The following is a 22281-nucleotide window of genomic DNA, read 5'->3' as shown; positions in this document are numbered from 1 at the left end:
ATGGAATATATTTATAAATATTTTGATGAAAAAGCACATATTACTATTTATTCAGCCAAACCAGAGGATTTAACTACATCTAATGATATAAGAGCAATTTTATTAGATGAATATCCTAAATTAAGAAATGATTATTTTATAGTAAGTAATGTACATGATAATTTTGCTATATGTGTTGGAGATAATATAAATTGTCAAGGAACAGTTAGAATTCAAGTTAAAAAACAAACTAATTTATTAAAAGGAGTTAATGAAAATGCCAATTTCTGAGAATATACAATCAAATAACTATACATTAACTAAATTAATAAGAACTGGAATTAGTCCAATTTCAGCAATGATTGGAACTAGTGCTTATTATGGTCAATTAATAGGTAATCCAATATTAGGTTCAATTAATAGTTTATTATTTGGTAAAAAATTAGGTTTAGATATTTGAAATTTAAATCAAAGACCAACTACTAAAACTAAATTAATTAATAGTAGTAAAAAAATATTATTAGGTTTAGGAACAATTGGTTTAGCAAATTATAGTAAATTTACTAACTCTTCTATTAATCCAAATCCAACAGAAAATCCAATAACTACTACAACACCAATTAATCCATTTCCAGATGATTTATTATTTAGTAATAATAGCACTGATAATCATTTAATGGATTGAGATACATATATTAGTTTAAATGCTTATGGTATTTCAAATCTTATTAGTGGATTAACTGAATTAATCCCAAATAGATTTGAAAATATACGTAAAATAGCAAATATGGCTAATGGTGGATGTTTAATATCAAGTGGTGTAGCAATGGGTATTAATAATGATTTTAATAATGCTTATGCAGTACCTACCATTGTTGCTGGTGGAAGTGAAATTATCCATAATTTACTACCTATGGAAACTACAAATCATATTGAAGAAATGCAAGAAACACCATTTACAAATGAAACTGCAAGATTAATAAATGATAATAGAAGTACTTATGGTAGTGATAACATGAGTGAAGTTTCACTAAATAATTCTTCATTAAATTGAGATTATAATCACATGAGTTTATAATGTTACCTTTAATTATTGAATGAATTTATTATGCTTTAGCAAGTAATGATATTAAATTAGCATTAATTAATGCTTTAAAAACTTATTATAAAAATCAATCATTAAAAGCAGTATTTGATAGTGAAAATATTAGTGAAAAAGAAATACATCAACCATATAGTGTTTTTAATCCAAATATACTTAAAAAATTAATAAGTGTATTAAAACCAACTGAATTATCATTATTACAAAATGAAATTAATAAATTTAAAAATCAAATAAATAGTATTAAAAAATTAATTATACCAACAGAAATTAGAACAGTTAAAAATTATGTAAATAAATTTGATAATTTATTTAAAGAAAATGAAGAAGAAATCCCAAATAATGCATGAGAAGTATTATCAAGTTCATGATTTAAAAAAGGAAGATTTATTGTTGATAATAAAAATTTAAAAATTGGAACTTTAACAACATTATTTCAAAGTGATAATGATAAAAGACAAATATGATATGGTCCATATACTTATCCAACATTTCCACAAGAAATATGAATATTAATGACACAAGCAAAAGGTAAAAATGGTTCTGGTGCTGGAACTATATTTTGAAAATTTTGAAATAGAAAATGATTACCAAGTCAATTAAGAAAATATGTTAAAAGTGAATTAGCAAAAAAAGGTAAATATTATGGTTCACAAGATACCAAAGTAATTTATCCAAATAATATTAATGTACAAAAAACTATGCATTTTATTAATAGATTAGAAAAAGGTTTTTTTAAATTAAAAGAATATAAAACTTTATCTAAAAATGAAATTGGAAGTACACAATGAAGATATGAAAGAAAACAATTATTAAAAAATTCTTTACGTACAAATAAATATATAAAAATTAAAAGAAATTCTAATTTTTATAAAACATGAAAGTAGGTGGTAATTATTATTCAATTAGATAAACCAATTAAACCAATTGGTATATGAAATACTATTAATCCATTAAGTAAAGATAATAAAGAATATAAAAGATTAAATAAGATTTGATTTAATAAAAATAGTACTCATATTGATAAAATAAAAATTTTAATATCAAATATTTTAAAAATAACAAGTCATATTATAGGTATGTTTATAACATTATTTTTTACAATAACACCTTGATTAATACCTAAAATACCAATAGAAATGGGAATAGGTAATTATACTAATCAATATAATTTTACTTGACCTGACCATTTAATATTAACTTTATTTCCTATGTTTGGTCATATTGGATTAAATTTAATAACTAAATTAGGTAATTATGGAAAATTAATTAAATATGCATTGATAACAATACCAATTATTATTACAAGTCCTTATTTAATATATCAATATAAAGAAATTAGAAAACATAAAAAAGAATGTCATTTATGTAAACAACATTCAAATAAAATACAATTGGAGGAATAAAAAATGAATTTATCTACAACAGTAATATCAGCATTATTAAGTGGAGCAGTTGCTAGTGGAGTAATAGTTACTATTGTTTTACTTTTATTATCAAAATTTATTAAAAAATCAAAACAATCAAATTTAGCAAAAGAATTAAAAAATAATAAAGAATTAGAATTTATTAAAGCAAATATTAAACAAATAAATTCTCAATTACAATTAGAAACTACATCAACTGCTAAATTACTTGATAGTTTTAATGTAGAACAAGAACAAATAGATAATTTTGTAATAGCACAAAAATCTAAAAAGAAAGAATTATCTGAAAAAGATAAAAAGAAAGTAACTAAATTTAAAATTTAAAGGGTTTAAATACCCTTTATTTTACATTAAGGAGTAAATTATTATGGCTATTAAAGACCCATTAATGTTTATTACAATTGAAGAATTTAAAAATTGAAAAGGTTTTAATAAATTAGAATTTGATGATACTACAACACCAGATAATGAAATTTGATTTGCTATTTCAGTTGCAAGTAATAATATTGATTATTTAAGTGGACATTCTATTTCAAAAAAATGACCAGAAACTACATTAACAGAATTTACTGATGAAATACAAACTGCAACTGCATATTATGTTAGATTTTTATTAACAAAAGATAGTAATTATATTCGTGGTCAATCAAGTATTAGTCAAGGTGGTATGACTTATAGTGAAAATAATCCTAATGAACCTTATTATATTGTTCCAGAAGTATTTAATTGTTTAAGAAAAATTAAAGAATATCCAAATATTACTGGTTTTAATTTAGATGTTTTACCTAAAAGAAATGATTTTTTTAGTAATTTTTATAGTAATTATGGTGAAGATAGTCCTTTTACAAGATATGTTGAAATTACAAATTTAAAATCAAGTGACCCAAGAGTTGAAATTAAAAAAATACATCAAAAAAATATTATTGGAACAATAGTTGATATTGATACTAGTGGTATAAAATCATTTGATAATTTAACAACACTTGAATTATTTACTAAATATTTTAGTAATGATACTATGAAATTAGTTGATGGTAAAGAAGGTCAAGAAAAGAAAGTTATTAGTGCTACTGGTGGTAAAATAGATTTATCTGATTATTATAAAAAATCTGTTTTTGTGAAAGGATATTTTACATATAAAGATGATAGAGACCAATTATGAATAAATGATAGTTCAAGTAGTTCTCTTGCTATATCATTATTACATAATAATACTTATGAAAGATTAGAAACTAATAAAAAAAATATTGTTGGTGCTATTAATGAAAATAAAACTAATATTGATAAAAAACAAGATAAAGAAAATTGAAAAATAATAGGTAAAAGTCTTGATAATCGTACATGAGAAGATTTTGCTCTTAGTTTTAATAAATATTATAGAGTATTTATAACATGAGATAAACCACCTTTTAATCAAACAAGTGTAAAACTAAAAATAGAGTTTAAAAGTTCTGCATATATAGGTGGAGATTATATGCTTGTTAAAGGTAAAATTGATAATGAAGATGCTTCATTAATTATTAAATTAGGAACTGTTGATGGTAATAAAAGTCAATTAATTATTATTGGTGGAAATAACCAATATGGGAATATATTTTCATTAGAAGAATTACAAGATACTATTAAAGTAGATATTCAATCAAAATTACAAATAAGGTCGGGTAGTTTAACTACAAATGAAGTAGAAGAAAATATTTGAGATATTGAATTAAAAAATAATCCAACACCAAGTCCAAGTAAAGACAATTGAAAAGAAGTTGGCACACGAGAAAAGAATAAATGAGATAATTGACAAATTACTTATGATTTTATAGTTAATAAACGATACAGAGTTTATTATTCTTGAAATATATATAATCCGGTTTTTGCAATTCAAGAATTTATTATAACTGATACAAAAATAGCAGGTGTACCCATAGAAGTTTTTAACAATAATACTAATGTATTAGTTTTATCAGTAAATCATGCAAAATTTATTACTATTTATTCTTTAAAAGGTAATGATAAAGGTAATACATGAAAATTAGAAGAATTACAGGAATAATATTATGAATAAAGAATTTACTTATTTACATGAAATTAGTTATTGATTATTAAATAAAAGTGATTTTACTCATAGTGAATATAATTTAAGTGGTAGTAGATATTCAAGTAAAACATATAGTATTGCAGAAGAATTAGTAATATTAATAGCAATTTCAATTAAAGTTAATAAATCAATTGCTATATATTGTTTTAGAAAATTAAATAAAGATATTAATGAATTAACTAAAGAAATTGATGAAGCATTAATTAATATTGGTTTTGATTATAAAGATTTTAATTTAAAATATCCAAATAAACAAGCAGATTTTCGTTTTAAAGGTAGTAAATCATTTATTAGAGTTATGGGTGTATATAGTAATAGTAATGATAGAATACCACTTAAAGGGCTTTCTCGTAGTGAAATAAAAGGTTTTGATTTAGCAATTGAATGATGTGAAGAAGCAAATGAATTTAGTCAAGCAGAATTTCAAGCAATTACTTTTGCATTAGGTAATGCTAAAAAAACTATTAAAATTAGAAGTTGTAATCCAGATAATATTTATCAATATTTTATTGAATATATGAATAAACGTGTACCTTTTAATTTAGAATTAATGAAAAAAAATAATGAACAAATTAAATCAATAGAAGAAAATCAAATGTTTAAATTATTTCATTATTCAAATTGAAAATTAAATGAACATAATTTAAAACAAGATAAAATTAATGATTTAGAAGAATTAAAAGAATTAGACCCTATTAAAGCACAAAGTTGATATTATGGTGTACCTAGTGTTTTACAAGGTTCTATATTTGCAAGATATTTAGATAAACTTAAAACTGAATTAGATTTTAATGTTAATGAAATAGTTGGTGGTTTAGATTTAGGTTTTGCTACAAGTTCACAAGCACATCCTACTGTTGCTGTTTTATGTTTTATTGGTGAAAATGAAAAAACTAGAAGAATACATCAAGAAAGTGAATTTTATCATAGTAATGCAATAATGAAATTTAAAGATACTTATGAATTAGCAAATAATATTATTGATTATTATTTAGATGAAAGTATTAAATTTCAAGCGATGAAATTTGGATTTACTTGTTATGTTGATTATGGTAGTGGTGGATTAGCAGTTATTGATATTTTAAAAAAAGAAGTAGAAAAAAGAAAAATAAATTGATTACATTTTACTCCAGTAGATAAAACTACAATGTATTTAAGAGATAGAATTGATTGAGATACTATTTGTATGATTAAAGGTATATTAAGTATTAATTGAAAAAGATGTCCTAATACACATGAAGAATTATCAAAAATGCAATGATTAGCAAAATCTAAATTAGAAAATTCAAATAATGAACCACAAATGCTTGATTTATATGATAATTGTTGAGACGCAAGAATGTATGCTTCAATGCATAAAATGAAATGATTAATTAATAATATTAATAATGAATTATTAATTAATAAAAATAAATTTTAGGAGTGATAAAAATGAATAATCCATTAGAATATCTTTCTTGTAATAGAAGAGAATGATATAGTGATATTCCTATGAGAATTGCTCAAAAATCAACTAAATTATGATTAGGTAAAGGTTTATTATTTGATAGTGAAAAAGAAAATATTTTAAAATATTTTACTAATAAAATTATTAGTGATAAATGATTTGAAAAATTATATAAATTTGGAATACAAGAAAGTTTACTTGGAAAAGTATATATAATGCCTATTATTTATAAAGATAATAGTACAAGTTTAAAAGTATTACCTAATTCATTTGCTGGTAGAGTTGCTAAATATAATGAAGAAGAACAATGTGCAGAATTCTTTTTTATAAATGAACAAGCAGATAGTGCAACTTTAACTTGAGTAATTGCTGAAAATGGAAAAATAAGATTTGAAACTTATAAAAATGATAATAAAAATGAAAAAGAAATTATTTTAGGAACAGCACATACAAAATTAAAACCAGAATTCACACCAAAATATAGTTATGAAATTAAAAATCCTTGAAATTATTTACCAATATTAGAAATAACAAATTTACCAATGGTTAATTTTTATGGTAATTCAACAACATTAAATGCATATCCAGATACTTATCCAGTTTGAAATTTAATTGAATATTATCATAAATCTTATACTCAAAGAAATGTTGATAGAGAATTAAATGTTACAACTTTATTTGGTGCATTTGATAATGAAACTGTTAAAAATATGATTGAACATGGAAAAATAATTGATAATCCTAAAAAAAATATTGTAGTTAATGTAGGTACTGCTGGCTATAATAAATCTGGTGCTGGTGGTATGGAAGTTATACAAGGTGATTTTAAAGCTAGTAATTATATTTTAGATAAAGATGATTTAGGGAAAGATATATGAAATGGTGCTGGATATGATTATAATGAATTTTCTGGTGTAAATTATGAAAATAAAACTAAATCATTATTTAATAATAAAAATGATATGGAAACTACAGAAACTAAAATAAGTCATTATTCATATTATTTTTATAGATTTTTTGATATGTTATTAATTCATGAAAAATTATGAGATGGTATTGGTGATAGACCTTATAGTTTTAAATTTTTACCTATTGCTATGACTGACCAATTATTAAAACAAGAAATGATTAGTCAAAGATTAGCAGATAGAACAATGTCATATACACAAGCTATTGCTGAATTAGATGAAGTAACAAAACAACAAGCAAAAAAACATTATAAAGAAATAATGGAAGAAGATAAAGAAGAAATAAAATTATTAGGAGAAAAAGAAAATGATACATCAACAAATTCAATTAATGAAACATCTACATCTTCAATTAAAAAGACAACAATTACTAATTAAAAGATGTAGTTATTGAAAAATATTTCCATTTGTTATAAATAATGGTGCAATTCCTTTAACTGAAACTGGTTATAAACCAATTAATAGTAAAATAAGTGATTTTGGTCAATATGAATTAATATTAACTGGTACTACTCCAGTTGTATGTATTTGAAAAAATAGTACAAAAATATATCAAAAAAATAAAGGTAAAATTGACCCTATAACACATAAACCTAATGGTCAAGATGAATTTTATACAAAACAATATAAAATTGGTGATTATTGAAATGCTTATTTAATTGATGATACAAGTGGTGTTGATTTTAGTAATTTACCAAATAGTCAAATATTTAAAACAGTACAAACAAAAAGACAATATACTTTAGTTATGTTTGAAGAACATATTACAATTGATGATTATTTACAATTTTTTGTTGTATTTAATGATGAAAATGAAAATATTGGTGGTAATTCAGGTAAAAATCAAGATAGACAATTATTATATATTTCAAATGTAACAAATTATTATAGTCCTTATAATGGTGCATTTAGTATGCAAGTATTAACTTTTAGTAGTTTAAATGATAGAGTAGTTGCAAGTGGTCAAAATACACTTGATTTTGTACAATATGCAAGCCCGGGTAGTGGTTATGCTTTCCCTACTATTCAACAAGGAAAAGTAACATTAAATCGTACTTTAATGCGTGATATAGGAGTAAGATATAGTCATAGACAAAGTTATGGATTAGAATTATTATCAAGTTGTTATTATTATGGAAGACCAATAATTCAAGGTCAAGAACCTATTCAACAAAATAATGAAGAAATATTTGAAAGTAAAGTATTTGCTTCAAGAAGATTATTTATTGCTGGTAATAATGAAAAATCTACAACTGATATTAAAAATAATGGTGGTTTAATTGCTGGTATAAATGATAAAATAACAACAAGTAGTCATCCAGAAACTACATTTTATAATATTATGGACGCAAAACCAACTGGATTTACTAATTTTAAAAATTTTACAGAATGATTAAAAACTTCATTAAATTTTCAAGATAATTTATTTGTAACAAAAGATTTTAAAGGTATGCTTGCTTTTGATAAAGATAAGGCAAGATTAAGTAATGGTACATCAGTAGGAGAAGCTAAATTCTTTTGAGATAGTGAATGAAATATAAATAATTTAACGGGTAATTATAATGTAGATATGTCAAGTAATTTTAAATATAAAGACCCAGATACTCATTTAATTATTGGTAGTCCAACTGTAGATTATTCAAAAATAAGTCAAAAATATATGTCAGCAATATTAAATTTTAATAGTGTAGTATTTAGTCCTTTAATACAAATGCCTTATGATAGTCAACAATGATTACCATTTGCTTTAAGTGATATTCCTTTAATTGGTAAATTATTAAATGCTTTAACATTAGGTATATGAAGTAGTTGAGTTATTACTCAAAATGCTCAACAATATAAAAAAATGTTATATTTTAATGGTTTTATGAGTGCATTTTTTACAAGTAATTTAGAAAGTATTATTGGTAATGGTGGTTTAATTCCATTAAATGCATTTACAAATGATAATGATTTTACTATTGGTAAATTATTAGGTGCTAATGTTTCAACAACTGCTATGACTATGAAATTAAGTGATAGAATAAGTGTTTATCCATGAGACCCTACTACTGGTAAGAAATTAACTACAAAAGAGCAAATATCAACTGTTGATTTATCACAAAAGAAAAATAATAAAGTTTATATTTTAGCAGAAGATACAGAGTTTTTAGATATAGCAAGTCCTTTTACAAATGAAGATAAAGATTGTGAATGAAATCCTACAAGTAATGGAGTTATTGATGGTTCAAATTATGCTTATATTATTGATACAATTGTAACTCAATCATTACATCAAGGAGAAGAAAGACATACATTTTATAGTGATAATCCTTTTACTTATCAAGGTGATTATAATGAAATATCAGTTGCTCAATTTCGTTATAATAATATGGGTTATTTAACTGGTAATGCTTTTAATTGAACGACTTTGTATAAATTAAATCATGATGAATATGAAGAAAGTGAAGAAACTACATTTAGTTATCCAGCAAAAATATTACCACCAAGTCCACAAAATATAGCAAAATCAATTATTATTAATCCAGATTTAAAAATAGAATTAAATTATACTGATATACCACTAGTAATTAATAATACTGGTGACCCACATAATAATACACAAGAATGATTTAATAAAAATAGTCCAGTTTCTAAAAATATAGATATTAATTTAAAAGATTATTTAGACCAAACATTGTTAATTAATACTTTTAATGATTTAAAAAGATATTATAAATCAATAACTATATATTATAATTATAATATAGGTTCTGTTAGCGATTCTAATGCTAATAAATGAGGAACTGATGAAACTTTTAATCCTGCAAAAGAATTAACTAGTTCAATTGAAATTAATTTAAAAAATTTAATATTTTCAAAATCAATACCTAATATTGATAAAAAAACTGAATTTAAACCACTAGGTGGAAGTGGCAATTGAAGAGCTTTTTCTTATGCTTATTATCAAGGTAATAAATCACAATTTAATTTATTAAATTACTCTTTTAAAGTATATGATTCAGTTTCTTCTTTAGATTTTATTAATAAAAATCCAATTGGTTTTGATATTTTAAGTAATTCAAATAATAATTTAAATTGAAAAATTAATATTTTTATAACACCAAGTAAAGCACATACAGAACAATATAATTCTGGTTCTAATAATAATTATGCTAAAATATATACAAATAAAGCAAATGCTAATATTATTAAAATAGTTTTAAACGCAAGATAAAATAATATATAATTAATTATTATCAATATTATATAGATAAGGAAATATAAAATATGAAATTCATTTTAAAATTATTATCATCAGTTATTTTAACATCATTATCAGTTATAAATGTAAATGCTTGTGGTACTAAACAAGGTTCACCAGAACTTTTTACAGGAACATTTGATAAAATTAATAAATTTTCTGTTAGTATCATTAATACAAAACTCTCAATACCAGTAATGGATTTATTACTTTACAAAAAAGATGTTATAAAACCTACTGGATTTCTTAGAGATTTTTATAATAATTATGGTTATATAAAATTTGAAATTGGTGGAGAAATACTTGAAAAATTTTTAAATATTTATGGTTTAAATATAAATAATAATGAAGAAATTATTGAAAATATAATAAATAATACTAGTATTTATAATGGTTATATTACAATTGTTAAATATGCATCTTATGTTAATTTTTATTATATTTCTGGAAAAATTTCTGCTAATACTTAGTACAAAACAAAAAATAGAAAATAATATTTCCCCATAATCTTAAATAATGTATAATAAAAATACTTACTTATGTAAGTATATGAAATAAAAAAGTTCTCAAAATTATGTAATTATTAGGTTAGCACCTAATTAAAAAGTTACCAATAAGGTAACTTTTTTTATTTTATGAAATTGTACATTTCATTGAAATTATTTCTATCATAGTTTCATTAAAAAAATCAGCAATATTTTTTTCATTTTGAGAATTATTTATTTCTTGAATTAATGATTGGTTCTGTATTTCATCACTAGTATTAATTAATAAAAACTTATTTTCATTTAATCTTGGTTGTGAATTTATTAATAATGGTGTATTTTCATTTATTTCTTGAGAAGTACTTGGTTGTGATTTAAAAATTTTATTTTTCATTTTCATTTCCTTTCAAAATAAAAAAACTCATTTACTTCGAAAGAAAGTAATGAGTTAAAAACTATTATTAAGTTTATATTATTTTTATATCATAAATATTTACTAAATATGTATAATTTAATTATTATCTCATTCAACATTTTTATAATCATTTAATAATTCAATATAATTATCAATATCATTTTTTACAAAATCAAATTTTTCTTCATCATATTCATCTTCATATTCATGTTTTAAAACTAAATTAGCTTTACCAACATAATGTAATTTAATATCTACTTCTTTATCTACTTTTCATTTAATTAAAAATTCACGTTTAGTCATTATTTACTCCTTATTTTTTATTTCTTTTACTTTATTTTTAAATTGTTTTTTATGAAAATAACACATATTAAAAAATTGAACTACACTATCTTCTATATTTAAAGTTTTTAAAGTAACTACTACTTTACTATTACAATCTTTAACAATACATTTAAGTAATACTTTTTCTTGTTTTGGCATTAATTAAATACTCCATTATTTATTTTTTGTAATAAAATATCCAGTACTACATCTATTTCTGTACCTTCATATTTTTCTTGTTCTTTTCTAATATAATTAACTAATTTTTCTTTTTTCATTACTTATTCTCCTTATTTAAATAATATCAACCAATTAATAAACTATCTGCTTCATCATGATTTGATATTTTTATATTTCATTTTTGTTGTCTAATTAAACCTCCAACTATATATAATGATTTTTCTTTATTTCATTTTTTATTTTTAAATAAATCATCTTCTTCATATCTTAATTCTTTTAAATATCAATTTTGTCATTCTTTAGGACTTATTAACATATTTTTAGTTAATAATTTATTAAATGTTCCTGCAATAAAACCTCTTAAATGTTCTTGAGTTTCATAACCAATACCATTTTTTGAATGAAAAGTACCACGTTCAATAATTAAATTAAAGTTGGATTTTGAATTTTTACTTCCTAATTGAAAATCTAATTCTTTTTCTATTTGATTAAGTATTAAATAATTAAAGTTATTATTATAAATATAATCTGATTTACTAATTTCAACTCCAGTACTATATTTTTTAAAGCTATAACTATTTATTCATATTGGTTTTTTATTTTCTCATAAAGTAAATCCAGTATTTTTTATACTTGGGTCAATTGAAAGTAAATAATTAGTCATAATTATTTCTCCTTAATTTAAACTTAGTCTTTTTAATATTTTCATTAATTGTTTATCTTTTTTTGCTACTTTAATTCCATGTTCAACTAATTTTTCATTATATTTAAATTGTTTTCTTTTATTCATTATTTTTTCTCCTTATTTTTATTTAAATTAATAACTAATATTTTTAAACAATTCATACATCAATAATTTGTTAATCAAATTTTTTTCTTACAATATTTACATTTATTCATTTTTAAATACCACTTTATCTAATTTATCTATATTTTCTTCTAATTGTTGAAAATTTGTATTATTTTCAATTACATTATTAGTATTTGGATTATCAATATAAACAATTTCTTCATCAATTATTGCTGATTGGTCAACTTGTAATGCTTTATTAATTAAATTTTGATTTTCTAATTTAATACTTGGATTTTTATTAATATCTCTAATAATTGCTTTTATAACTGTTTTTAAAGCCATAGCATCAAAACTAGTATTTCAAGGACTATTACCATTTGCTTTACTATATTTCTTTCTATGTTCTTCACATTCATGTTTAGTCATTCCTTTAATAAAAGTAATATTTTTACCTAAATAATCTTTAATACAAATCATGCCATAATAACCAATAATTTCTTTTGATTCAAATATTTTTGCTGGATTAATTTCTCAATGTTTTGTTTTATCATTATAAATATGTTTATTTGTAATAATTTCTCTTTGAAAATCAATAATACAATTACTTCTTTGTAATAAAGTTAAAAAACCATCTTCTTGTATTTGTACTTGTAAATCATTTCCATATGGAATTAATGCTAATTCTTTTTTAATAGGATTATTTGATAAATTTAATTCAAATATAGTTGCTAATGTATTTAATAATGATTGTGGATTAAATGTGGATAATTTTTTATCATTTAATTTAGTAATTTCATAATATTTTTTAAAATCATTAATTTGATTTTGTGTAATTGTTTTAGGTAATATTAAATTTGCCATATTTATCTTCCTTTCAAAGTGCAATTGCCATATTTCATTCATGTAATAATTCATCTGTTATTTCTACTTTTATTAATTCAATATCATTTTCTTTAACTCAACATACAAAATGTATATTTGATAATTCATAATTATTATTTTTTAATAATCAATAATATGCTATTATTTGTAATTTTGATTTTTCTAATAATTCTTTTGAAAAAACTTTATAAGTTTTAAAATCTATTATTATATTTAAATTATTTTCTTTATAAATTAAATCTGGTGTTCCAGCAACAATATCATAATTAAATATTTTTTCACTAATATATTCATTATTTTTAATAAATTTAGTTGGTAAATAATCTAATAATGTATAACAATAATTTAAATAATTTTGTGAAAATAAATCTTTAATATAATTTTTAATTTGATTACTTATATTTTTAATATTTATATTTTTAAAATATAATTCTGCTACTTTATGAACACAATTACCACGAATTCTTGCATTATTTATATTAAAACAATATTTACATTTATTACATTTACAATATGAATTTACTAAATAATAATTAAGTATTTTACTTACTGATATTAATTCTTTATTTTGAATAAAATATTGATGAGTTTCTTTTTTAAAAATTAAATTATTTTTTTGATTGTTTAATTGCATTTTTAATTAAACTCCTTACAAATCCATTAATTTTCATATTTTTTTCTTCACAAATTTCTTTTAATGTTTCATAATCTTTTTCAGTAAATCTTAAATGAACAATAATTTGTTTAATAATTAAATCTTCTGGTTTCTTTTTAGGAGCTGCTACCATTTATATTCATCTCCTTTAACCTTTAAAAATTCTTTTATAATCAATAATTACTTGTTCTAATTTATTTACATCTTCATATATAAAATAATCATTACTAATTTTTAAATCCCCATCATTATCAATTTCAACTTCAAAATCTTCATATTTACTATTAAATTCTTCTTGTAATTCTTCAAATTTTTCTATTAATTTCATTGCATTTTGTAATTCTAATCTATTCATATTTACACTCCTTTAAAATTTTCTAATTGTAATTCATTAATATAATATTCTTCTAAGTAATCTCAATTATCACTTGTTAAATACATATCTTCTTCAATCATGTCATCAATACATTTATTACAATAATATGTATTATCTATTTCACTAAATCAAATATATTTTTCATTATGAATATTACATTTCATTATTTTCACCTATTAATTTATAAAAACATTTATTACAAGTTCTATTTGCAAATGATGAATTTTTATGACAAATATCACATGAACCATATACTTTTATTTCATGTTTTAAATACATTCTTTTTTCTTCGTTTAAATTCAACATAATTAATTCTCTCTTTCTATAATTTTTAATATTTCTTCAATTTCTATATATTTTTTATTTTTAAGTAATTTTTCATTACATAAATTTTTTATTAATTCTATTTTTTCAACATTTAATAACATATTAATTTCCTTTAATACTTTAAATAAAATATTTTTTCATTATGAGTATTTATATCTTTCATTGGCATAACAATATAATTTATTGCTAAATCATTATCGTTATATGGATTATTTATTTTAAAACTTTTCATATCTTGTTCTCATGTAATGTTATATTTAAAACATTCTTGATTATTATTATTTTTAAAAATATAATAACCATTATATTGTTCATAAAATTCACAAGATATTAATTCATTTTCATTTGTAGTAATATCTGAAATATTTTTAATATATTTTAAAATATCACTACCTTTAATACTTTCAATATCTTTTGTAATTGATTTTTTACCTAATTTATAATTAAAATCTTCAATTATTTTTAATGTTATTTTTTTATTATTTTTATTAATAGTAGTATCTTTAATTGGAAATCATGTTTCATATTCACCAATTTCTAATAACATACCTTTAGTTGTTTCTCTAACTTTATTTTTAATATCTAAATTAACATTAATCATTACGAATCCTTTCTACGTATAAGCCTTATCACCTACAGTGATAAAAGGCTTATATACTACTAACTAATACTACTACTACGTAAGGCTTATGCTACTGTAAGTAGCAAAGCCTTGGAGGGTAGGGGTTCTAGGGGAAGGGAACCAAAATTTCTGAAATTTTCAAAGAGCAACACAAAAATTACTATTGGTTAATTCCAGCACAATAGCCTAAATAATTTTTTTATTTAGTTATGTAATAATTATTAATTCTCATAAAGTGCTGGTTTATAAAAATTAATAATTATAATTGTTTAACAATTAAAAATGAGAGTATTATCTCTCATTTAAGTTCTTATTAAATCTAACTATTAACTTGATACGCCCAAAAAATTGTGAAAAAAAATTAAATACTAGCTTACAAATGGTTGTTCTTGCCTTTATTTCAATTTTATTGAAAAGATTTTAAACAGGTTCTAAAATATTTGATTAATTTTTAATACAATTTTTACTATAATAAATATAATTAAACCAGCAACAGCAGAAGATAATAAAACTCCAATTAAACCTAAAATAATTTTTATAATTTTAAAAAACATAATATTATTCCTGTAATTCTTCTAATTTTAAAAGTTGGCCAAATCTTGTAGGGTCACTAACGATAGCAATGGTATCATTTTGCATTTGTAAAGAAATTATTATTCTATCATTAACTTTATCTCAAGGTAATGTTTAGTAATCTGTGTAACTTACAAAAATAACTATGTTTAATTAATTCTAGTAAATATAATTAAATGACTAGAAAGAGTGAGTTACAGATGGCTAAAAAAGATAACTTTAATAATAATGATCCAATATCAAAAGCAGTAGATTTATTACTAGAAAATACTGAAGATTTAACAACAGTTTTTAAAGAGGGAGGATTGTATAAAGAATTAACAAAAAGATTAGTAGAAAAAATGTTGAATTCTGAGATGCAAAATTATTTAGGATATGATAAGAATCAACATAGTAATAGTGACAATGATCGTAATGGTATAAGTTCAAAAAAATTAATAACTCAACAAGGTAAAATTGAGATTGATGTACCACGAGATCGCAATAGTAATTTTAATCCTGTAATAGTTGCAAAAAGACAAAGAAGATTTGATGGTTTTGATCAACAAGTTCTTTCTTTATATGCAAAAGGTATGACATTATCAGATATTAGAATGCAATTACAAGAGTTATATCATGGTGCTGATATTAGTGAAAGTGTTATTAGCCAAATTACTGATGATGTTATTGATGATGGCCACTTAGCCCTTTTTACTAGACCATTAATTTAAAAAACCTGAATGTATTCTAAAAACAATTGTGTTATATAATTAACACTAATTTTAACCTGAAAGGATTTTTATTAATGGATAAAATTAAACAAATAGCATTAGTAATTAACAAATTAAATATCAAAGAAAAAATTAAAATTATTGATGATTGTAAAAATCAATATTCAATTAGAAACCTATGTCAATATCTTCAATTAAACAGATCAACATATTACTTTTTAAAAAATAAACAAAAACCTATTAAAAAAGAAGAAAATCATATTATTAAATGCAATCATAAATATCAAAAAATATGCCAACTTTTAATCGAATTTCATTCTACAAGAAAAGGCAGAATTTATGGATATTTAAGAATTTTTTCAGCTTTTAAAGAGTGATTAAAACAAGAAAAAAATATCATTTTAAATATAGAATTATCAATAAAACAAATGCGAAAAATTATGAAAGAACACAATATTCAAGGATTAAAACAAACTAAAAATAACTATCCTAAAAACAAAAAAAATCCAAATAAGTGAATACCTACAATGGATAAAGTAAACAAAGATTATAAAAGTACAACCTCTTCAAATCAAATTTGATCAATGGACACTAAACAAATAAATACTAAAGAAGGATGATTATATCTTTTTGTAATTATTGATTTTTATTCAAATAATGTTGTTAGTTATAATATTGCTCCTAATAAATCATATCAGGATTTAATTCTTCCTGCTCTTGAAAAAATCAACAAACAATTTTCTTGAAATCAAGTAAAAAATGTTATTTTACATTCAGATAACGCCAACGAATTTTATTGTCACGATATCACAAAATGAGCAGAGGATAAACAAATAATTTTAAGCAAAAAACAACCTTATGATATTGGTGGTAATGTATTATCTGAAAACTGATTTTCTCATTTATCTCAAGAATGACTACCTAAAGGATCAAATCAATATTTATCCATCAATGAAGCTATAAATGATGTAAATCAATATGTTATGTTTTATAATTATGAAAGAATACATTCTAAATTTCTAAAACCACCAATTTTACAAATTAAAATTTAGAATTTTATATCAAAAATGGTCCAGTAATTAAGGGCCAACCACCATGTAAAAGGATGGCAAAATCGACCATTAGAAAGTGTCTATCCGATTGTTTATTTTGATTGCATAGTAGTGAAAGTACGACAAGATAAACGGATTATTAATAAATCAGTTTATATAGCTTTAGGAGTTGATTTAGAAGGTAAAAAAGATGTTTTAGGTTTATGAATTAGTGAAAATGAAGGTGCTAAATTTTGATTAGCAAATTTCACAGAAATGAAAAATCGTGGCTTAAATGATATTCTTATTGCCTGCAGTGATAATTTAACAGGCATGTCAGAAGCAATACAATCAGTTTATCTTAAAACAGAACATCAATTATGCATAGTTCATCAAATTAGAAATAGTTTGAAATATGTCTCATATAAGCATCGAAAATCTCTAGTTGCAGATTTAAAACCAATTTATACTGCATGTAGTGAAGAACAAGCAATGCAGGCTTTAGAATCCTTTGAAAATAAGTGAAATAAACAATATCCTCAAATTGCTAAATCTTGATATAAAAATTGAGATAATTTAATGGTTTTTATTAGTTATCCAGTAGAAATCAAAAGAGTGATTTATACAACAAATGCTATTGAATCTGTAAATAGTCAATTACGAAAAGTTATCAGAAATAAAAAAGTTTTTCCTAATGATATGGCAGTTTTTAAAATATTTTATTTAGCAATTGAAAATAGCCACTTGCCACTTGCCACTTAGCCCTTTTTACTAGACCATTAATTTAAAAAACCTGAATGTATTCTAAAAACAATTGTGTTATATAATTAACACTAATTTTAACCTGAAAGGATTTTTATTAATGGATAAAATTAAACAAATAGCATTAGTAATTAACAAATTAAATATCAAAGAAAAAATTAAAATTATTGATGATTGTAAAAATCAATATTCAATTAGAAACCTATGTCAATATCTTCAATTAAACAGATCAACATATTACTTTTTAAAAAATAAACAAAAACCTATTAAAAAAGAAGAAAATCATATTATTAAATGCAATCATAAATATCAAAAAATATGCCAACTTTTAATCGAATTTCATTCTACAAGAAAAGGCAGAATTTATGGATATTTAAGAATTTTTTCAGCTTTTAAAGAGTGATTAAAACAAGAAAAAAATATCATTTTAAATATAGAATTATCAATAAAACAAATGCGAAAAATTATGAAAGAACACAATATTCAAGGATTAAAACAAACTAAAAATAACTATCCTAAAAACAAAAAAAATCCAAATAAGTGAATACCTACAATGGATAAAGTAAACAAAGATTATAAAAGTACAACCTCTTCAAATCAAATTTGATCAATGGACACTAAACAAATAAATACTAAAGAAGGATGATTATATCTTTTTGTAATTATTGATTTTTATTCAAATAATGTTGTTAGTTATAATATTGCTCCTAATAAATCATATCAGGATTTAATTCTTCCTGCTCTTGAAAAAATCAACAAACAATTTTCTTGAAATCAAATAAAAAATGTTATTTTACATTCAGATAACGCCAACGAATTTTATTGTCAAGATATCACAAAATGAGCAGAGGATAAACAAATAATTTTAAGCAAAAAACAACCTTATGATATTGGTGGTAATGTATTATCTGAAAACTGATTTTCTCATTTATCTCAAGAATGACTACCTAAAGGATCAAATCAATATTTATCCATCAATGAAGCTATAAATGATGTAAATCAATATGTTATGTTTTATAATTATGAAAGAATACATTCTAAATTTCTAAAACCACCAATTTTACAAATTAAAATTTAGAATTTTATATCAAAAATGGTCCAGTAATTAAGGGCCAACCACCTAAATCATATCAGGATTTAATTCTTCCTGCTCTTGAAAAAATCAACAAACAATTTTCTTGAAATCAAATAAAAAATGTTATTTTACATTCAGATAACGCCAACGAATTTTATTGTCACGATATCACAAAATGAGCAGAGGATAAACAAATAATTTTAAGCAAAAAACAACCTTATGATATTGGTGGTAATGTATTATCTGAAAACTGATTTTCTCATTTATCTCAAGAATGACTACCTAAAGGATCAAATCAATATTTATCCATCAATGAAGCTATAAATGATGTAAATCAATATGTTATGTTTTATAATTATGAAAGAATACATTCTAAATTTCTAAAACCACCAATTTTACAAATTAAAATTTAGAATTTTATATCAAAAATGGTCCAGTAATTAAGGGCCAACCACCATCTAAACTAGTACTTTGTAAAACAAAGATACACAGATTACATAAAAGCCTCAAAATGTAATAACATTGCTAATTGGTTTTATAAAAATAAACATTATAAATAAAATCCATAAATATTTCTTCATATTTCCTCTTTAATATTAGTTATAAAAGTAAGAATATCATAAATAAGAATTTTATTCATTATTTTATTATACTTTTTATGATTTCTTCAACAAGAAAATTTTCACCAAAAATTTCATTAATATTAGCATTTTCAATGATATTAGTAATAGTTGCTAAATTATATTTTTGTTTTTCTAGTTTTTTTTCTAAACTAGTAGTACCTGCTGAGCCTAGGAAATCACCATATATTTTAATATTTTCAATAATTCCTGCCTTAACATTCATTCAAACGTGAATAGTTCCTTTACTAGGAAAAAGTGTTTTATGCTTTAAATCAAAATCTGGAGATTTACCATAAACTCAATCTCAAGTTCGATATTTAGTATTTGCTAATAATTCAATATCAGCAATCATTTTTTCAGAAAATTCCATAATCTTTGTATTTTTTGTACTTTTTAATTGTTCAATAATTAAATTTTGAAATTCTTCAATTGTTATTGGTGGATTTAATAATGGTAAAATATTTGTTACTCGTGCTTGTACTGATTTAATACCTTTTGATTTTAATTTATCCAAATCAGGTTTTAATACTTTTGGTAACATTTGCATATCAACATTAAAAAGAATAGTACCATGATGTAAAATTCGATTTTTATATGTATATTGGGCATTACCCGATATTTTTTTATCATCAACTAAAATATCATTTTTACCACTAAATTGAGCATTTAAACCTAGACTTTGTAAAACATTAACTATTGGTTTTGTAAAAAGAGCATAATTACGAGCATTATCTTTATTTTTATCAAAAATAAAAGTAAAATTTAAATTTCCTAAATCTTGATAAACAGCTCCACCACCAGATAATCTTCGTACAACATTAACTTTTTTTGTTCTTACATATTCATTATTAATTTCTTCAATTGTATTTTGGTTTCTACCAACAACAATAGTATTATTATTTTGTCATAATAATAAGATTTCATCAGTTATATAAGGATTAGTAATCAAATATTCTTCGGCTGCTAAATTAAAATATGGGTCTTTGCTATTATTAATATAATAAATCATTATTAATTTAATCTCCTTTATCTTCAGTTTTAAAATTTGTTCATTTATTAACAAATTTTAAAGTAGTTTTGCAATATGTATCATAATCGGTAGTGACGGCTCTTATATGTTTAGCAAATGGCATAATTAATAATTCACTTATTGTTTCTTCTTCATAATTTATTTTCTCTTCATACATTTTTTGTGCCATTGTTGCTGGTACAGTTTCATCATCATTACCATGAATAAATAATACAGGAATTGAAGAACAATATTTTAATTTATTAATAGGATCAATACTATTAATATTAAATTTATCTTTTAACCTAAAGAAAAATTTAACACCATAATAAAATCAAAATCAATGAAGGTTAAAGTATTGTTTACCCATAATTTTAATAATATGACTAAAACTATCAAATCCACAATCAGAAATTGCACATTTAACACCAAATTTACCAGTATCAAATCGAGATATTGTTTCCAAAACAGTACTAGCACCCATACTATTACCAATTAAAGTAATATTGGGGGGTTGTTTAAAATCTGTTTCTGTTAAATAATTATTAAGACTTAAAATAACAGCATATAAATCATCTGCTTCTTTATTGCCAAAAGTAATTGCATCATGAATATTATTACTACCATGACCTCTTGTATCATAAGTAACAATACTATATCCCTGCTCATAAAAATGTTTAACTAAATATAAAATGCTATAGCGATTTTGTTGTCAACCATGAGTTGCAATTATTCATTTATGATTTTTATTAGATTGATGATTATTAATGAAAAAAGCTGATAACAAGCGATTATCATAAGTAGTTATCGTCATATCTTGTGCTTCCATCATATCCCAATTACTATCATCAATCATTAGTTGTAGAGAATTTTGTAATTCCATATCTCGATTATAAAAACTCAAAGTATTAAGATCAATTTTATCAAAATTTGGATTAGTACTTCGTCCAATTCGTTGAAAATTTTCCATAACATTTCGCATCATTAAACCAATAAAAAAATTAGTAATTAAAAAAGGAATAATCCATAATGGAAAAGTAAATATCAAAATAATTTTTAATCATCAAGCAATTTTATATTTACTTTCTTTAACTGGTGAAGTCATTCTTGCTCTAAGTTTTAAATATTTTTCATTACTAACCATTATATTTTATTCCTCTCAAAATTAATTTGATAAGGCAAT

24 protein-coding genes and 2 pseudogenes are annotated in these 22281 nt (G+C 22.0%); 14 read left to right on the top strand and 12 right to left on the bottom strand.

Going from position 1 to position 22281, the window contains the following annotated elements:
• From AAHM96_RS03510 to AAHM96_RS03465, 10 genes are read left to right on the top strand one after another with little or no spacing between them, the layout of a single operon-like run.
• Window positions 1–288, top strand: coding sequence for a hypothetical protein (locus tag AAHM96_RS03510; protein WP_342273099.1), 288 nt, complete (start codon window positions 1–3; stop codon window positions 286–288).
• Window positions 251–1057, top strand: a complete 807-nt coding sequence (locus tag AAHM96_RS03505; RefSeq protein ID WP_342273098.1) for a hypothetical protein — start codon at window positions 251–253, stop codon at window positions 1055–1057. The genes AAHM96_RS03510 and AAHM96_RS03505 overlap by 38 nt, the downstream gene beginning before the upstream one ends.
• Window positions 1057–1968, top strand: a complete 912-nt coding sequence (locus tag AAHM96_RS03500; protein WP_342273591.1) for a hypothetical protein — start codon at window positions 1057–1059, stop codon at window positions 1966–1968. Before AAHM96_RS03505 ends, AAHM96_RS03500 begins: the two co-directional genes overlap by 1 nt.
• Complete coding sequence (locus AAHM96_RS03495) at window positions 1969–2487, top strand: hypothetical protein (RefSeq protein ID WP_342273096.1); 519 nt, start codon at window positions 1969–1971, stop codon at window positions 2485–2487.
• Between the two features lie 3 nt (window positions 2488–2490).
• Window positions 2491–2832: a hypothetical protein gene (locus tag AAHM96_RS03490; RefSeq protein ID WP_342273095.1), complete on the top strand. Its 342-nt coding sequence runs from the start codon at window positions 2491–2493 to the stop codon at window positions 2830–2832.
• A gap of 43 nt (window positions 2833–2875) precedes the next feature.
• The gene (locus tag AAHM96_RS03485; RefSeq protein ID WP_342273094.1) at window positions 2876–4552 is read left to right on the top strand and encodes a hypothetical protein; all 1677 of its coding nucleotides are present in this window, start codon (window positions 2876–2878) and stop codon (window positions 4550–4552) included.
• A 4-nt stretch (window positions 4553–4556) separates the two neighbouring features.
• Window positions 4557–6017, top strand: a complete 1461-nt coding sequence (locus AAHM96_RS03480; RefSeq protein ID WP_342273093.1) for a phage terminase large subunit — start codon at window positions 4557–4559, stop codon at window positions 6015–6017.
• Window positions 6018–6028: 11 nt separating this feature from the next.
• Complete coding sequence (locus AAHM96_RS03475; protein ID WP_342273092.1) at window positions 6029–7390, top strand: hypothetical protein; 1362 nt, start codon at window positions 6029–6031, stop codon at window positions 7388–7390.
• Window positions 7320–10229: a hypothetical protein gene (locus tag AAHM96_RS03470; RefSeq protein WP_342273590.1), complete on the top strand. Its 2910-nt coding sequence runs from the start codon at window positions 7320–7322 to the stop codon at window positions 10227–10229. The genes AAHM96_RS03475 and AAHM96_RS03470 overlap by 71 nt, the downstream gene beginning before the upstream one ends.
• Before the next feature lie 53 nt (window positions 10230–10282).
• Complete coding sequence (locus AAHM96_RS03465; RefSeq protein ID WP_342273589.1) at window positions 10283–10726, top strand: hypothetical protein; 444 nt, start codon at window positions 10283–10285, stop codon at window positions 10724–10726.
• A 163-nt stretch (window positions 10727–10889) separates the two neighbouring features.
• Here the strand turns inward: AAHM96_RS03465 and AAHM96_RS03460 are convergent, their stop codons facing one another.
• The 10 genes from AAHM96_RS03460 to AAHM96_RS03415 all read right to left on the bottom strand — a co-directional run bounded on the left by AAHM96_RS03460 (window position 10890) and on the right by AAHM96_RS03415 (window position 15294).
• Entirely contained in the window at window positions 10890–11135 is a 246-nt protein-coding gene (locus AAHM96_RS03460; protein ID WP_342273588.1) for a hypothetical protein, read from the bottom strand.
• 117 nt (window positions 11136–11252) lie between these two features.
• Window positions 11253–11459, bottom strand: a complete 207-nt coding sequence (locus tag AAHM96_RS03455) for a hypothetical protein (RefSeq protein ID WP_342273089.1) — start codon at window positions 11457–11459, stop codon at window positions 11253–11255.
• Between the two features lie 3 nt (window positions 11460–11462).
• Entirely contained in the window at window positions 11463–11639 is a 177-nt protein-coding gene (locus tag AAHM96_RS03450) for a hypothetical protein (RefSeq protein ID WP_342273088.1), read from the bottom strand.
• A 118-nt stretch (window positions 11640–11757) separates the two neighbouring features.
• Window positions 11758–12324 carry a hypothetical protein gene (locus AAHM96_RS03445; protein ID WP_342273587.1) on the bottom strand — a complete coding sequence of 189 codons (567 nt, stop codon included), beginning with the start codon at window positions 12322–12324 and terminating at the stop codon, window positions 11758–11760.
• Window positions 12325–12552: 228 nt separating this feature from the next.
• A complete protein-coding gene (locus AAHM96_RS03440) occupies window positions 12553–13314 on the bottom strand; it encodes a recombinase RecT (protein ID WP_342273086.1) in 762 nt (253 codons plus the stop codon).
• The gene (locus AAHM96_RS03435; protein WP_342273586.1) at window positions 13292–13969 is read right to left on the bottom strand and encodes a PD-(D/E)XK nuclease family protein; all 678 of its coding nucleotides are present in this window, start codon (window positions 13967–13969) and stop codon (window positions 13292–13294) included. Before AAHM96_RS03435 ends, AAHM96_RS03440 begins: the two co-directional genes overlap by 23 nt.
• On the bottom strand, window positions 13944–14123 hold the full coding sequence (locus AAHM96_RS03430) for a hypothetical protein (RefSeq protein ID WP_342273084.1): 180 nt from the start codon (window positions 14121–14123) through the stop codon (window positions 13944–13946). Before AAHM96_RS03430 ends, AAHM96_RS03435 begins: the two co-directional genes overlap by 26 nt.
• A gap of 15 nt (window positions 14124–14138) precedes the next feature.
• Window positions 14139–14345 (bottom strand): hypothetical protein, encoded by a 207-nt coding sequence (locus tag AAHM96_RS03425; protein WP_174480552.1) that lies wholly within the window; start codon window positions 14343–14345, stop codon window positions 14139–14141.
• A 2-nt stretch (window positions 14346–14347) separates the two neighbouring features.
• Window positions 14348–14530 carry a hypothetical protein gene (locus AAHM96_RS03420; RefSeq protein ID WP_342273083.1) on the bottom strand — a complete coding sequence of 61 codons (183 nt, stop codon included), beginning with the start codon at window positions 14528–14530 and terminating at the stop codon, window positions 14348–14350.
• Between the two features lie 275 nt (window positions 14531–14805).
• Window positions 14806–15294 carry a hypothetical protein gene (locus AAHM96_RS03415; protein ID WP_342273585.1) on the bottom strand — a complete coding sequence of 163 codons (489 nt, stop codon included), beginning with the start codon at window positions 15292–15294 and terminating at the stop codon, window positions 14806–14808.
• A gap of 794 nt (window positions 15295–16088) precedes the next feature.
• Between AAHM96_RS03415 and AAHM96_RS03410 the strand changes: the two are divergent.
• From AAHM96_RS03410 to AAHM96_RS03395, 4 genes and pseudogenes are all read left to right on the top strand, one after another.
• A pseudogene (locus AAHM96_RS03410) lies at window positions 16089–16562 on the top strand (transposase); the annotation flags it as partial.
• A 110-nt stretch (window positions 16563–16672) separates the two neighbouring features.
• Complete coding sequence (locus AAHM96_RS03405) at window positions 16673–17650, top strand: IS3 family transposase (protein WP_342272824.1); 978 nt, start codon at window positions 16673–16675, stop codon at window positions 17648–17650.
• Window positions 17651–17695: 45 nt separating this feature from the next.
• Window positions 17696–18364 (top strand): annotated as a pseudogene (locus AAHM96_RS03400) (IS256 family transposase); the annotation flags it as partial.
• 127 nt (window positions 18365–18491) lie between these two features.
• Entirely contained in the window at window positions 18492–19469 is a 978-nt protein-coding gene (locus AAHM96_RS03395; RefSeq protein WP_342272797.1) for an IS3 family transposase, read from the top strand.
• A gap of 636 nt (window positions 19470–20105) precedes the next feature.
• On the opposite strand, the gene AAHM96_RS03390 is transcribed toward AAHM96_RS03395, so the two are convergent.
• Window positions 20106–21098: a lipoate--protein ligase gene (locus tag AAHM96_RS03390; protein WP_338975246.1), complete on the bottom strand. Its 993-nt coding sequence runs from the start codon at window positions 21096–21098 to the stop codon at window positions 20106–20108.
• Between the two features lie 7 nt (window positions 21099–21105).
• Window positions 21106–22242, bottom strand: coding sequence for an alpha/beta hydrolase (locus AAHM96_RS03385; protein WP_338974969.1), 1137 nt, complete (start codon window positions 22240–22242; stop codon window positions 21106–21108).
• Between the last annotated feature and the right edge of the window lie 39 nt (window positions 22243–22281).

Origin of the sequence: Spiroplasma endosymbiont of Acasis viretata, assembly GCF_964031275.1 — a bacterium.
In the GTDB taxonomy this organism is placed as follows: domain Bacteria; phylum Bacillota_I; class Bacilli_A; order Mycoplasmatales; family VBWQ01; genus Spiroplasma_E; species Spiroplasma_E ixodetis_A.
This window is presented reverse-complemented; position numbering and strand designations above follow the sequence as displayed.